Consider the following 12,865-nt stretch of genomic DNA (forward strand, 5'->3'; position numbering starts at 1 on the left):
GTCATTCCGGGGCGCGCGTAGCGCGAGCCCGGAATCCATACTCCCGATCGTGGTTATGGATTCCGGGCTCGCCCTTCGGGCGCCCCGGAATGACAGTGGTTGTGCGGCTGCGGACTCAAAGACATAACTCATCATCCTCGCCGCGCCTCCGCGCCCGAGTTGTGCCCATCAAAACCCTCTTCGAGAACAGAGGGCGCAGGGAAGGCCGGGTGCGGGTCGCACCCATGGTCCGCGTGCAGCAAAAAAGCACGCGGCAGAACCACAGGTACGGACCGGACATCCGGCCCTCCCTGCGCGATGGCGTTACGGTTTACTCCATGCTCTCCCCGGGGACCGGCGTTCTTGCCCCCGTCATCAGCGCGCTCGTCGCAAGCGCTGACTTGGCCTCAGCGTCGGGAGGCCAGGACCACACGGCTTCACCGTGCGCACCGGGATGTTCGTCGGCGCGGACAAGCCACGCTGCACCCCGACACGCCCACCGCAACCCACCTCACGCTCGTGACGATCGCGATGCGCCCCTCTTGGCGAGGTGGGATGGACGAGGTGTAGCACAAATTCTGTAAAAGCGAAATAAGAATCTTCTGCCGATGGCGGCTGATCAATGTGATCCGCTTGAAACGATTGAGCAAAATAGTTTGCTGGCGCAGCGCCATCCATGCTGGAGGGCTGTTTTTGATCTCGGTCGATCTCGTGCCGCGACGTCTCGGCACGTGATCTGTTTCGCATATGATGCTAGAAGTGCTTGGAACGCCAGATGTTGTTAGGAGGCGGGGTATGAGACCGATCCGTGTGAGTGTTCTAATGGGTGCCCTGACTGGCATGCTGATGTTGTGCGGCGTCCTGATCCTCGAGGCGCTCAGGGTTCAGAGCAATGTTTGGACGTTGGCGCTCTTGGGAGGCGTCGCAGGGTGGTTGGCTGGCTTCATCGTCGATAAATGTATGCCCGCTCCGACGGCGCCGTGAGTTGGTAGGGCTGATGACACCGCGCTGGTCCGTGCTGGATGTCTCCGTTGATTTCGGTGGAGGCGAGGCAGACCTAGCTTAGCGCATGGGTGCTCAGCCACGCGCAACGGAACTACATGGCTTGATCTCGATCAATCTCCGTGGTACTTGCAAATCATGATCAACGTCGTGCGCCATTCCTACCGCAAAAATACGACCCGCCGTAGCCGGGCCGTGGGAGGAGTCGTGCGCTAGGATTTCGACGACACGATCATTCCACCAGGCCCCGCCGGCATCGGACGGGGCCTTTTTGTTGGGCCACGCTCCCTGCCGGCATCACACAGCAGGAGCGACCGATGCCACCTCAGACCCATCTCACTGCCGAGACCGCGCGCGATGCCGCGCCGCTCGGTCTCGTTCGTACCGTCGCCGCCAAAGCGAACGTCGCGGCCGTGCAAGCTGCGCCGCGCCCCAACGTACCCACCGCAGCGTTGCGCGTCGTGTCTGACAAGGATGCGGCGGCGCCGCCAGGCGCGGCGGCAGGCCGGTTCAGTTGGCTCGGTCAGTCCTGGCAGGCGTTTCAGGAGAGCCGCCGGCGGCGGAAGATGCGAGTCCATCTGCGCGACCTGAGCGAGGCGCAATTGCTGGACATCGGCCTGAGCAGAAGCGACATCGAGCACCTCGCCGCGCACCGCGCGCTCGAACGGCTCAAATTCGATGCGACGCATCTCATGATGTCTCGCGGCGTGATGTAGTTGCGGAGAAGACGCGGTGCTGGCGCCAGGGCGGATCCGTGGAGGTCTGCCCTGACGCTGCCGTTGCCTGTTCCCGGTGACGCGCCTTATGGATGAGCCGCGCTGCTTGCGACACCGTCATTGCGAGCGGAGCGAAGCAATCCAGTGCCGAGCAAGGACTCTGGATTGCTTCGCTCCGCTCGCAATGACGGAGGAGAGGTCATGCGTCGCATCTTCATGTGATGCTCATGTGCAATCGCCTTTTGCGCTACGATGCCGGCCGTGATGAGAGGACGAGACGACGCATGACTCAGCATATCGGTATCGTCGGCTGCTCCGCCGAAGGCGCGGCGCTGTGCTATCGCACGATCTGCAAGGAGGGTGCCGACCGGCTCGGGCCGCACGCCCATCCCGAGGTGTCGATGCACACGCCGTCGCTCGCCGACTACGTGGCCTGTCTCGATCGCGGCGATCTCGACGGCGTCGCCGAGCTGATGCTGACATCGGCACGCACGCTCGCGGCGGCGGGAGCGGATTTTCTGATCTGCCCCGACAACACCATTCACCAGGCGCTGCCGCTCGTGCTGCCGCATTCGCCGCTGCCGTGGCTCCACATCGCCGACGAGGTTGCCAAGGAAGCGGTCAGGCGGGGCTACCAGCGGATCGGCATCACTGGCACGAAGTGGCTGGTCGACAGCAATGTGTATCCTGACAGCCTGAGTGCGCACGGCCTCAGCTTCGAGCGTCCCGATGACGACGACCGTATCACGGCCAACCGCATCATCATGGACGAGCTGGTTGATGGCCGCTTCGAGCCGTCATCGACCGCCGCGTTCCAGGCGATGATCGCCCGGCTGAAGGCGAAAGGCTGCGATGCCGTCGCGCTCGGCTGCACCGAGATTCCGCTGATCATCGACGACGCCAACTCACCGCTGCCGACACTCGACTCGACGCGGCTGCTCGCGCGTGCGGCGCTCGCGCGAGCGGTGGCTTAGTCTCTCGACCCAACGCTGCGGCATGCGCTGGTGTTAGCTCCGGAGTTTCGCCGGAACCGCCGGGCGTGGCGGACGTTTGTCTTCCTCCCAAGGAGGAGCCCCGATGACAAAGCTGATGTTTGCCGTTGCCGTGTCGCTGTCCGTTCTGCCGTCGTTCGCCATGGCGCAAGGCCACATGGGCACGCCGCAGGAGCAGAAGGCGTGCGCGCCCGACGCCAAGCGCTTCTGCCGCAGTCAGATGGGTGACGACTTTGCGGTGCAGAACTGCCTGACGCAGAACCGCGCCAAGCTCAGCAAGCGCTGCTCCGCGGTGTTCCAGAGCCACGGCATGTAGTCGGTCACGTCGCGCCGCTCAGGCGGCGCGCACCTTCCGCAAGAACTTCTCCAGCTCGTCCTTCAGCCGGTCGCTCTCGCGCGACAGCGAATGTGCTGACGTGAGCACCTGAGTGGAGGCGGAGCCGGTGGCGTCGGCACCCTTGCTGACGTCGGCGATATTGCCGGCGACGCGCGCGGTGCCGCCGGCGACCTCCTGGACGTTGCGCGAGATCTGGCCCGTCGCCGCGCCCTGCTGCTCGACCGCGGCCGCAATGCCGGCGGCGATCTCCGAGATCTGCTGGATGGTGCCGCCGATCTGCTTGATCGAGGCGACGGAGGCCTGCGTTGCGTTCTGAATGCCTTCGATCTGCTGACCGATCTCCTCGGTGGCCTTGGCGGTCTGCGACGCCAGCGCCTTGACCTCGGAGGCGACCACGGCAAAGCCGCGGCCCGCCTCGCCGGCGCGCGCCGCCTCGATGGTCGCGTTGAGCGCGAGCAGGTTGGTCTGCGCGGCGATCGAGGTGATCAGCTTCAGGACATCGCCGATGCGCTCGGCCGTGCGGGACAGCTCGCTGATGCCGACATCGGTCTGCTCGATCTGGCGCACAGCCTCCTTGGCGATCGTCGTCGACTGTGTGACCTGACGGCCGATCTCGTGGACGGAGGAGGTCATCTCCTCGGCGGCCGAAGCGACCGACTGGACGTTGGATGACACCTGGGTCGAGGCCGCGGCCGCGCTGCCCGACAGCTGCTGGGTCTGCTCGGCGGTCCTGCTCAGCGTGTTGGCCGAGACCTCGAGCGTGCGCGCATCGGCATGGACCTTGTTGATGATCTGGCCGACGGTGGATTCGAACTCGTCCGCCATGCGCTGCATGGCGACATGCTGCTCGGACTTGGCCGCGTCGAGATAGACGGAGATGGCGAGGTCCATGTCGATCATCGCCGCCTTGGTGATCGCCGCCTGCAGCGCCCCCTTCTTCTCGCGTGCGGCCTGGCCGCCGAACCAGCCGTCGGACAGCTCGGTCTCGATCGCCTGCTGCAGGCCGGTGACGATCAGCGAATAGCCGGCGATGTACCAGCGCGGCTCCAGCCCCATGCGGTTGTGCGCCCGGCCGATCCGGGTCACCGATGTCACGTAGTCGGCGTCGAACTTGGCCGTCGCCAGCGACATCCAATGGTCGAACTGAGCCTTGGAGGCATGCCGCATGGCGGCCTGGCCGGAGAACATCTTGGCGAGCGAGGGGACCTTGCCGACATGGGCATAGAACTTGTCGAGCAGGCCGGGCAGCACCTTGCCGATCAGCGGGCGCAGCTCGCGCAGGTGCTCGCGGGTGGTGTTGTCGATGCCGATAAAGTCGAGACGGGATTGCAGGGTCGTCAGGTCGGTCATCGCTTGTGCCCAAATCACGCAAGGGAGAGGCCGCGCTGCAGGGTGCCTCGTTACCCCAGAATTGCATGGGTTTGGTTGACGGTTCCTTACGGAGGGAACCAAATTTCAACTGGGCGGAGAATGTTACCGGGAGCCGATGGCGTCGGTGGAAGTCGGCATCAGGCAATAAAAAACGGGGCCGAAACGGCCCCGTCGAAGTCGAACGCAGTCCCGCGATCTTACTTGCGCTTACTTGATCTTGGCTTCGCGGAATTCGACGTGCTTGCGCGCGACCGGATCGTACTTCTTCTTGACCATCTTCTCGGTCATGGTGCGCGAATTCTTCTTGGCAACGTAATAGAAGCCGGTGTCGGCCGACGACACGAGCTTGACCTTGATGGTGACCGCTTTGGCCATGTCTTGAACCTCTGGAATCGGGGATAGGGTGGGCACCGGCCAAAGAGGGGGCGCCGTTGGCCGGCAACCTACCCAGCCAGCCCCCAAAGTCAAGGTTGCCGGGCCAGATTCTGGGACCCCTAGGCCTCGAAGAAGCGGTTTTTCGGCCGGGGCAGGCCGAGATTGTCGCGCAAGGTGGGTCCCTCGTACTCGGTCCGGAAGATCCCGCGGCGCTGCAGCTCGGGAATCACCTTGTCGACGAAGTCGTCGAGCCCGGCGGGCAGGAACGGGAACATGATGTTGAACCCGTCCGAGCCGCGGCTTTCCAGCCAGTCCTGCATCTGGTCGGCGATGGTCGCAGGCTTGCCGACGAAGGCGAGCCCGCCATAGCCGCCGACCCGCTGCGCCAGCTGCCGCACCGTGAGCTTGTCGCGGGCGGCGACGTCGACCAGGCGCTGGCGGCCGCTCTTTGAGGCGTTGGTCTCGGGGATCTCGGGCAGCGGTCCGTCCGGATCGAAGCCGGAGGCATCGGTGCCGAGAATGACCGACAGCGAGGCGATGGCGCTGTCGTAATGCACCCGGCTGTCGAGCAGCGCGCGCTTCTCCTTGGCCTCCGCGTCGCTGTCGCCGACCACGACGAAGGCGCCCGGCAGAATCTTCAGATGCTCGGGGTTGCGACCAATTTTCTCCATGCGGCCCTTGATGTCGGCATAGAGCTTCTGCCCGTCCGCCAGACTGCCGCCGCCGGTGAACACGGCTTCCGCCGTTTCGGCGGCGAGCTGCTTGCCGTCCTCGGAGGCGCCGGCCTGCACGATGACCGGCCAGCCCTGCACGGGCCGGGCGATGTTCAGCGGCCCGCGGACTTTCAGGTATTTGCCCTTGTGGTCGAGCACATGCATCTTGTCAGGTTCGAAGAACAGCCCGCTCTCGACGTCGCGCACGAACGCGTCGTCGGCGAAGGAATCCCACAGGCCGGTCACGACGTCGTAGAACTCGCGGGCGCGCTTGTAGCGCTCGGCGTGCTCCATGTGCTCGTCGAGGCCGAAATTCAGTGCCGCGTCAGGATTCGACGTCGTCACGATGTTCCAGCCCGCACGGCCGCCGGAGATGTGATCGAGCGAGGCGAAGCGGCGGGCGACATGATAGGGCTCGTCGAAGGTGGTCGATCCCGTCGCGATCAGGCCGATGTTCTCGGTGACGGCCGACAATGCCGACAGCAGCGTGAACGGCTCGAAGGAGGTCACGGTGTGGCTGCGCTTGAGCGCATTGATCGGCATGTTCAGCACGGCGAGGTGATCGGCCATGAAGAAGGCGTCGAACTTGCCGGCCTCGAGCTTGCGGATCAGCTGCTTCAAATGGCCGAAATTGAAATTGGCATCCGGCCAGGCGCCGGGATAGCGCCACGCGCCGGTGTGGATCGAGACCGGGCGCATGAACGCGCCGAGCTTGAGTTGACGAGGGGCCATGAGGGCATCCGCGGATAGTTGCTGTCATTCAGGAGATAGGAACCTCCTGACCGCATGTCAGCAACCCGCCGCAGAACACGATTTCGTTTTTGATGCCCCGCGTAGCACGCGCATTTCGCGGTGACGCAACGCGGGTGGCTCAGAAAACGGTGTCATCCCGGCGAACGCCGGGATCCATACTCCCTGAAGGATATTTGAGGCACGGTCTTTGCCATCCGGGCCAAAGAGAGATTCCGCGGTATGGGTCCCGGCGTTTGCCGGGACGACACTTTTTGTGGGGCGCGACCGCCCATCGCGCTGCCAGCGCAAGAAAGGCATAGCGCGATCGCTGCGATCATTCGCGAGAAGCGAATGACGCTTTGATGTTACGCGCCTAGCACGTCCTTCTGCATCTTGCCGCCGTAGAAGTGGAAGAACGGCACCTCGGCGTCGTGGCGCAGCGGGCCGGTGGCCAAGCGCTTGTCGAGCTCGTGGAGGACGTTCTTGGTCATCGGGTGCAGGTCGGCGAGCGGCTTGGAGCCGAGCTCCACCCAGACCAGCTCGACCAGCTCGGCATCGGCGTGGATGACGCCGTCGACGCGGTGGGTGATGGCGGAGGCGTCCGCGGTGAAGAAGCGGGTGTCGAAGCGCTTGATGCGGCCGGGCGGGGTGATGGCGCGGGCGATCAGGAACAGGCCGGAGGGATCGGGCAGCAGGCCGGCTTCCGAAAACGGCGCCCAGGGGCCGTCAAGCTTGGGCGCGGGGCCGTCGACCTTGCGCCCGAGGCAGAGGCCGGTTTCCTCGCAGGCCTCACGGATCGCTGCGACCGCGAGCGATTTCGCGCGCGATGGCGTCGTCTGCGGCTTGCCCTTGAACAGATTGGCTTCGAGCTCGGCCGGCATCGGGGCGGCGACGGGAATGCGGTGATCGGTCTTGTCGACGCGGCCGCCGGGGAAGACGAACTTGCCGGGCATGAACACGACCTTGTCGTGACGCTTGCCGACCAGCACTTTCGGCACGGAGCCGCTGCGGTCGACCAGGATCAGGGTCGCGGCATCACGCGGCTTGGTGTAGGGATGGTGGTCCGCTTCCTTCTCGGCGGGCTTGCCCGCCGGTGCGCTCGTCGCCTGTGCCGTCTCGCTCATGTCCCCCCGCTTGTTCTTATTAGTTGATCCGTTGTCGGCTCACACCGGCGGGATGCCCTCGACCGGATTGTCGTCGAAGCCATGCATGCGGAACGCCCATTGCAGCCCGACCACGGCGCCCTTGACCGGCTGCAGCAGCGCGAGCGAGGCGATCAAGGTCACCGGCAGATAGATCGCGAGCTGCAGCGCCACCGGCGGCGCGTAGTTGGTCTCGATCGACAGCGCCATCGGCACGATGATGTGGCCGACGATGACGATGACGAGATAGGCCGGCAGGTCGTCGGCGCGGTGGCCGGAGAAATCCTGGCCGCAGCGGTCGCAATTGTCGGCAACCTTCAGGAAGGCGCGGAACAGCTTGCCCTCGCCGCAGCGCGGGCAGCGGCCGCGCAGGCCGCGCTTCATCGCGGTCCAGACGTCGCGCTTCTCGGCGAGACCGGCGTCGCGGGTCCAGGTCTGTGGCAATGCCCGGGGCGTTGAACTCATGGCGTCCATGATTGGCCTTTCTTCGATGTGCCGGGCTTGCGTTTTGCCCCTGCCTTCTGGTTTTTCTTACGGCTCTTGTCTTTATGCTTCGTGCGAGCTTCGGACTTGCCCCGCTTGGCCGCCTTGTTGCTCGCCTTGGCGTGCGTCCCGACGGTATTCTTGCGCCTGGGGCCTGCGCCGCGCGCATGCCGCGACACCAGCACGTCGGCCTGCGTCAGCAGCTCGAACCGCAGTGCGCCGGCCACCGGTTGAGCTTCTACCAGACGCACGTCGACGACGTCACCCAGCCGGTGCATGGCACCGCTGCGCTGGCCGATCAGCGCGTGGCGCGTCTCGTCGTAATCGAAATATTCCGTGCCGAGGGTTCGGATCGGAACCAGGCCGTCGGCGCCGGTATCATCGAGCTTGATGAAAAGGCCGGCGCGGGTGACGCCGGAGATGCGGCCCTGAAAGGTGGCGCCGACGCGGTCGGCGAGGTGATGCGCGATCAGCCGGTCGGCGGTCTCGCGCTCGGCCTTCATCGCCCGCCGCTCGGTCACCGAGATCTGCGCCGCGACCTCGGCGAGATGATCCGGCGTCTCGCTGTCGGGCAGGGCGCCGTCGCCGAGGCCGAGCGCGCGTAAGAGTCCGCGATGCACGACGAGGTCGGCGTAGCGGCGGATCGGCGAGGTGAAGTGCGCGTAGCGGCGCAGGTTCAGGCCGAAATGCCCGTAGTTCTCCGAGGAGTACTCGGCTTGCGCCTGCGAGCGCAGCACGACCTCGTTGACGAGTTTCTCGTAATCCTGGCCCGCGACCAGCGTCAGCACGCGGTTGAACAGCGACGGCCGCAGCGCGCCCGACTTGGCGAAGGGCACGTCGAGCGTCTTCAGGAACTCCTGCAGCGCATGCACCTTCTCGACCGTCGGCTCGTCATGCACGCGGTAGATCAGCGGCAGCGCCTTCTTCTCCAGCGCCTCGGCGGCTGCGACGTTGGCGAGGATCATGAACTCCTCGATCAGCCGGTGCGCGTCGAGGCGCTCGGGCACGACGACGCGGTCGACGGTGCCGTCCTTCTTCAACAGGATCTTGCGCTCGGGAAGGTCGAGGTCGAGCGGATCGCGCGCGTCGCGGCCGCGCTTGGCGACCTCGTAGGCGGCGTAGAGCGGCTTGAGGATCGGCTCGAGCAGGGGACCCGTGACGTCATCCGGCCTGCCGTCGATCGCGGCCTGCGCCTGCGCGTAGGAGAGTTTTGCGGCGGAGCGCATCAGCACGCGGTGGAACGAGTGCGAGCGCTTGCGGCCGTCGGCGCCCATCACCATGCGCACCGCGAGCGCACCGCGCGCTTCACCCGGCACCAGCGAGCACAGATTGTTGGAGATGCGCTCCGGCAGCATCGGCACGACGCGGTCGGGGAAGTACACCGAGTTGCCGCGGATCAGCGCGTCACGATCGAGCGCCGAGCCCGGCCGCACATAGTAGGCGACATCGGCGATCGCGACATGCAGGATGAAGCCGCCGACATTGTTCGGATCGGGATCCGGCTCGGCATGAACGGCGTCGTCATGGTCCTTGGCGTCGGGTGGATCGATCGTGACCAGCGGCAGCTCGCGCCAATCCTCGCGGCCCTTCAAGGTCGCCGGTTGCGCCGCTTCGGCTTCCGCGATCGCCGCCGACGAGAACTCCATCGGGATCTCGTGCGCATGGATGGCGATCAGGCTGATCGCCTTCTCGGTCGCAACCGAGCCGTGGCGCTCCTTCACGCGGCCCGCGGGCAGGCCGTAGCCGCGGCCGCGCAGCATGTCGACGCTGATGAGGTCGCCGTCCTTGGCGTCCCGGGTATCGCCCGGGGCAATCGACAGCTCGCGGCCCGCCTGCTTCTTGTCGACGGGGATGAGGCGACCGCCGTTGCCATTGGGGTTGCTTTTGAAAATGCCGAGCACGCGGTTGCGCGCCTGGTCGATCACCTTCAGCACGCGGCCGCGATAGGCGACGCCGTCGGCATCGTTGATCGGTTCGACGCGGAGCAGGGCGCGATCGCCGACGCCGGCGGTGGCGCCTGGCTTGGCGAGGCGAGACGCGTAGATGCGGATACGGGGCGGCTCGGACTGTTCGGCCTCGTCCCACTCGGCGGGCTTGGCGATCAACTCGCCATCGCTGTCGCGGCCGGTGATGTCGGCGACAACCGTCGCCGGCAATGTCGCGGGCTCGACGATCTTCTTGCGGCCGCTCTTCTTGACGGTGCCGTCGGCGACGAGCTCGCGCAGCAGCTCCTTGAGGGCTGCGCGATCGGCGTTCTTCAGGCCGAACTCACGCGCAATGTCCTTGGTGCCAACCTTGCCCGGATTGGCGCGGATGAAGGCGACGATGGCCTCCCGCGGAGGGAAGCCGATGTCGCGCTTTTTGATCATTTTCTCATCCGCGGGCCTTGCCGGCGCTCTTCTTGGGCGTGGCCTTGGTCGCAGGCTTGGCCGATGTCTTGGCGGCCTTGGCAACCGGCGCACGCGCCTTGCTGGTGGAGTCCGATTTCGGCTTGGCCGCGGCCTTCTTGGCGACGGTCTTCTTCGCCGGCTTCGGCGTGTCGTCGTCGTCGCCGCCGGCCTTTGGCTTGGCGGCGGTCTTCTTCGCTGACTTCTTTGCCGCCTTTGGCTTGCCGCCGCCCTTGGCGGCGCGCTCGTCGATCAGGGCGATCGCCTCGGCAAGCGTGATCGTGTCCTTCTCCTTGTCGCCGGGGATGGTGGCGTTGACGCCACCCGCGGTGACATAGGCGCCGTAGCGGCCGGCCTTCACGGCGACCGGGCCGAGCGAGGGATGATCACCCAGCGCCTTGCCGGGATCGGCGCCGAAGCGCTTGCTCGGACCCTTGGCGACCTTCTCGGCGATCAAGGTGACGGCGCGGTTGAGGCCGATGTCGAACACCTCGTCGCCGGCTTCCAGGCTCGCATAGGTCTTGTCGTGCTTGACGAACGGCCCGAAGCGGCCGAGCCCGGCGGTGATCGGCAGACCTGTCTCCGGATGCTTGCCGATCTCACGCGGCAACGACAGCAGCTTCAACGCCAGATCGAGATCGACGTCCGAGGGCTGGGTGCCCTTGGGGATGCCGGCACGCTTCGGCTTCTCGCCCTCGGCATAGTCCTTCTGCTCGCCGAGCTGGATGTAGGGCCCGAACCGGCCGGCCTTGACGGCGACCTCGAGGCCGGAGTCCGGATCCTGGCCCAGCATGCGGTCGGCCGCGGCCTCGCTGTCCGCGGCGAGCGGCCGGGTGTAGCGGCACTCCGGATAGTTCGAGCAGCCGACGAAGGCGCCGAACTTGCCGGCCTTCAGATTGAGCCGTCCCGTGCCGCAGGTCGGGCACTGCCGGACATCGCCGCCATCCTCGCGCGGCGGATAGATGTGCGGGCCGAGCATCTCGTCGAGCGCGTCGAGCACCTGCGCCACGCGCAGATCCTTGATGTCGTCGACGGCGCCGATGAAGCCGGTCCAGAAATCCTTCAGCACCTGCTGCCAGGCGATCTCGTTGTTGGAGATGCGGTCGAGCTGCTCCTCCAGATCCGCCGTGAAATCATACTCGACGTAGCGGCGGAAGAAGTTCTCGAGGAAGGCGATGACGACGCGGCCCTTGTCCTCGCCGTGCAGCCGCTTCTTCTCCAGCTTCACATAGCCGCGGGCCTTGAGCACATCGAGGATCGAGGCATAGGTCGAGGGCCGGCCGATGCCGAGCTCCTCCATGCGCTTGACCAGCGAAGCCTCGGAGAAGCGCGGCGGCGGCTCGGTGAAGTGCTGGGTGACGGCAAGATTCTGGCGCTTCAGCGCCTCGCCCTGGCTCATCTGCGGCAGGCGGCGGCTGTCCTCGTCCTCCTCGTCGTCGCGGCCTTCCTGATAGAGCGCGAGGAAGCCGTCGAACTTGATCACCTGGCCGGTGGCGCGCAGCTCCAAGGTGCGTCCGCCCGCCTTGGCCGTGATGTCGACGGTGGTGCGCTCGAGCTCGGCGGATTCCATCTGGCTCGCGATCGTGCGGGTCCAGATCAGCTCGTAGAGCTTGGCCTGGTCGTCATCGAGCCGCTTGCGCAGCTCGGCGGGCTTGCGCGACAGGTCGGTGGGGCGGATCGCCTCGTGCGCCTCCTGGGCGTTCTTGGCCTTGGTCTGATACTGGCGGGGGCTGTCCGGCACATATTTGTTGCCGTAGATCTCGCCGATCACCTTGCGCGCCTGGGTGATCGCCTCCGGCGCAATCTGCACGCCGTCGGTACGCATATAAGTAATGAGTCCGGTGGTCTCGCCGCCGATGTCGATGCCCTCATAAAGGCGCTGCGCGATGCGCATCGTATGCGCCGGAGCAAAGCCGAGCTTGCGGCTGGCCTCCTGCTGCAGGGTCGAGGTGGTGAAGGGCGCCTGCGGATTGCGGCGCGCCGGCTTGGCGTCGACGGTGAGGACCGAGTAGGTCGCGGCGTTGAGCGCGTTCTTGAAGTCTTCCGCTTCGGCGCCGGTGCCGATGTCGAGCCGCTGGATCTTCTTGCCGTCGGCGCCGACCAGGCGCGCTTCGAACGTGTCGCCGCGCGGCGTCGCCAGGGTGGCGATCAGCGACCAGTATTCGCGGGGAACGAACTTCTCGATCTCAAGCTCGCGGTCGCAGACGAGGCGCAGCGCCACCGACTGGACACGGCCGGCCGATCGCGCGCCGGGCAGCTTGCGCCACAGCACGGGGGAGAGTGTGAAGCCGACGAGGTAATCGAGGGCGCGGCGCGCCATATAGGCGTCGACCAGCGCGCCGTCGATCTGGCGCGGATTCTTCATCGCCTCGGAGACCGCCTGCTTGGTGATGGCATTGAAGACGACGCGCTCGATCTTCTGATCCTTCAGCGCGCGCTTCTCCTTCATCACTTCCAGCACGTGCCAGGAGATGGCCTCGCCCTCGCGATCAGGGTCGGTGGCGAGAATCAGGCGGTCGGCGCCCTTCAGGGACTTGGCGATGTCGTTGAGTCGGCTGGCAGCCTTCGGGTCGACCTCCCAGATCATCCGGAAATTTTCCTCCGGATCGACGGAACCGTTCTTCGCCGGCAGGTCG

Annotated in this window: 10 protein-coding genes; 3 read left to right on the plus strand and 7 right to left on the minus strand. The window is 65.9% G+C overall.

The annotated features are described in order from the left end of the window. Positions 1-1,298 precede the first annotated feature (1,298 nt). From BRAO375_RS07315 to BRAO375_RS07325, 3 genes are all read left to right on the plus strand, one after another. The gene (locus BRAO375_RS07315; RefSeq protein WP_009026828.1) at positions 1,299-1,697 is read left to right on the plus strand and encodes a DUF1127 domain-containing protein; all 399 of its coding nucleotides are present in this window, start codon (positions 1,299-1,301) and stop codon (positions 1,695-1,697) included. Between the two features lie 284 nt (positions 1,698-1,981). Further along, positions 1,982-2,671, plus strand: coding sequence for an aspartate/glutamate racemase family protein (locus BRAO375_RS07320; RefSeq protein ID WP_009026829.1), 690 nt, complete (start codon positions 1,982-1,984; stop codon positions 2,669-2,671). 103 nt (positions 2,672-2,774) lie between these two features. Then, positions 2,775-3,005: a hypothetical protein gene (locus BRAO375_RS07325; RefSeq protein WP_009026830.1), complete on the plus strand. Its 231-nt coding sequence runs from the start codon at positions 2,775-2,777 to the stop codon at positions 3,003-3,005. Between the two features lie 18 nt (positions 3,006-3,023). Here the strand turns inward: BRAO375_RS07325 and BRAO375_RS07330 are convergent, their stop codons facing one another. The 7 genes from BRAO375_RS07330 to topA form a co-directional block, all read right to left on the minus strand. Further along, positions 3,024-4,376 carry a globin-coupled sensor protein gene (locus BRAO375_RS07330; protein WP_009026831.1) on the minus strand — a complete coding sequence of 451 codons (1,353 nt, stop codon included), beginning with the start codon at positions 4,374-4,376 and terminating at the stop codon, positions 3,024-3,026. A 228-nt stretch (positions 4,377-4,604) separates the two neighbouring features. After that, the gene (gene rpmG / locus BRAO375_RS07335) at positions 4,605-4,772 is read right to left on the minus strand and encodes a 50S ribosomal protein L33 (RefSeq protein ID WP_008960778.1); all 168 of its coding nucleotides are present in this window, start codon (positions 4,770-4,772) and stop codon (positions 4,605-4,607) included. A gap of 119 nt (positions 4,773-4,891) precedes the next feature. Beyond that, the gene (locus tag BRAO375_RS07340) at positions 4,892-6,217 is read right to left on the minus strand and encodes an LLM class flavin-dependent oxidoreductase (protein WP_009026832.1); all 1,326 of its coding nucleotides are present in this window, start codon (positions 6,215-6,217) and stop codon (positions 4,892-4,894) included. A 365-nt stretch (positions 6,218-6,582) separates the two neighbouring features. Continuing rightward, positions 6,583-7,341 carry an NUDIX hydrolase gene (locus tag BRAO375_RS07345; RefSeq protein ID WP_009026833.1) on the minus strand — a complete coding sequence of 253 codons (759 nt, stop codon included), beginning with the start codon at positions 7,339-7,341 and terminating at the stop codon, positions 6,583-6,585. 39 nt (positions 7,342-7,380) lie between these two features. Beyond that, positions 7,381-7,824: a DUF983 domain-containing protein gene (locus BRAO375_RS07350; RefSeq protein WP_009026834.1), complete on the minus strand. Its 444-nt coding sequence runs from the start codon at positions 7,822-7,824 to the stop codon at positions 7,381-7,383. After that, complete coding sequence (rnr, locus tag BRAO375_RS07355; RefSeq protein ID WP_009026835.1) at positions 7,821-10,211, minus strand: ribonuclease R; 2,391 nt, start codon at positions 10,209-10,211, stop codon at positions 7,821-7,823. The genes BRAO375_RS07350 and rnr overlap by 4 nt, the downstream gene beginning before the upstream one ends. Before the next feature lie 4 nt (positions 10,212-10,215). After that, positions 10,216-12,865: type I DNA topoisomerase (topA, locus tag BRAO375_RS07360; RefSeq protein WP_035639421.1), on the minus strand; the 2,650-nt coding region annotated here is incomplete at its 5' end.

Origin of the sequence: Bradyrhizobium sp. ORS 375 (assembly GCF_000239775.1) — a bacterium.
Lineage (GTDB): Bacteria > Pseudomonadota > Alphaproteobacteria > Rhizobiales > Xanthobacteraceae > Bradyrhizobium.

Coding starts and splice junctions, on each gene's coding strand:
- BRAO375_RS07350 (WP_009026834.1), bottom strand. CDS start 7,824: ATGAGTTCAACGCCCCGGGCATTGCCACAGACCTGGACCCGCGACGCC.
- BRAO375_RS07325 (WP_009026830.1), top strand. CDS start 2,775: ATGACAAAGCTGATGTTTGCCGTTGCCGTGTCGCTGTCCGTTCTGCCG.
- BRAO375_RS07315 (WP_009026828.1), top strand. CDS start 1,299: ATGCCACCTCAGACCCATCTCACTGCCGAGACCGCGCGCGATGCCGCG.
- BRAO375_RS07320 (WP_009026829.1), top strand. CDS start 1,982: ATGACTCAGCATATCGGTATCGTCGGCTGCTCCGCCGAAGGCGCGGCG.
- BRAO375_RS07345 (WP_009026833.1), bottom strand. CDS start 7,341: ATGAGCGAGACGGCACAGGCGACGAGCGCACCGGCGGGCAAGCCCGCC.
- rpmG (WP_008960778.1), bottom strand. CDS start 4,772: ATGGCCAAAGCGGTCACCATCAAGGTCAAGCTCGTGTCGTCGGCCGAC.
- BRAO375_RS07330 (WP_009026831.1), bottom strand. CDS start 4,376: ATGACCGACCTGACGACCCTGCAATCCCGTCTCGACTTTATCGGCATC.
- rnr (WP_009026835.1), bottom strand. CDS start 10,211: ATGATCAAAAAGCGCGACATCGGCTTCCCTCCGCGGGAGGCCATCGTC.
- BRAO375_RS07340 (WP_009026832.1), bottom strand. CDS start 6,217: ATGGCCCCTCGTCAACTCAAGCTCGGCGCGTTCATGCGCCCGGTCTCG.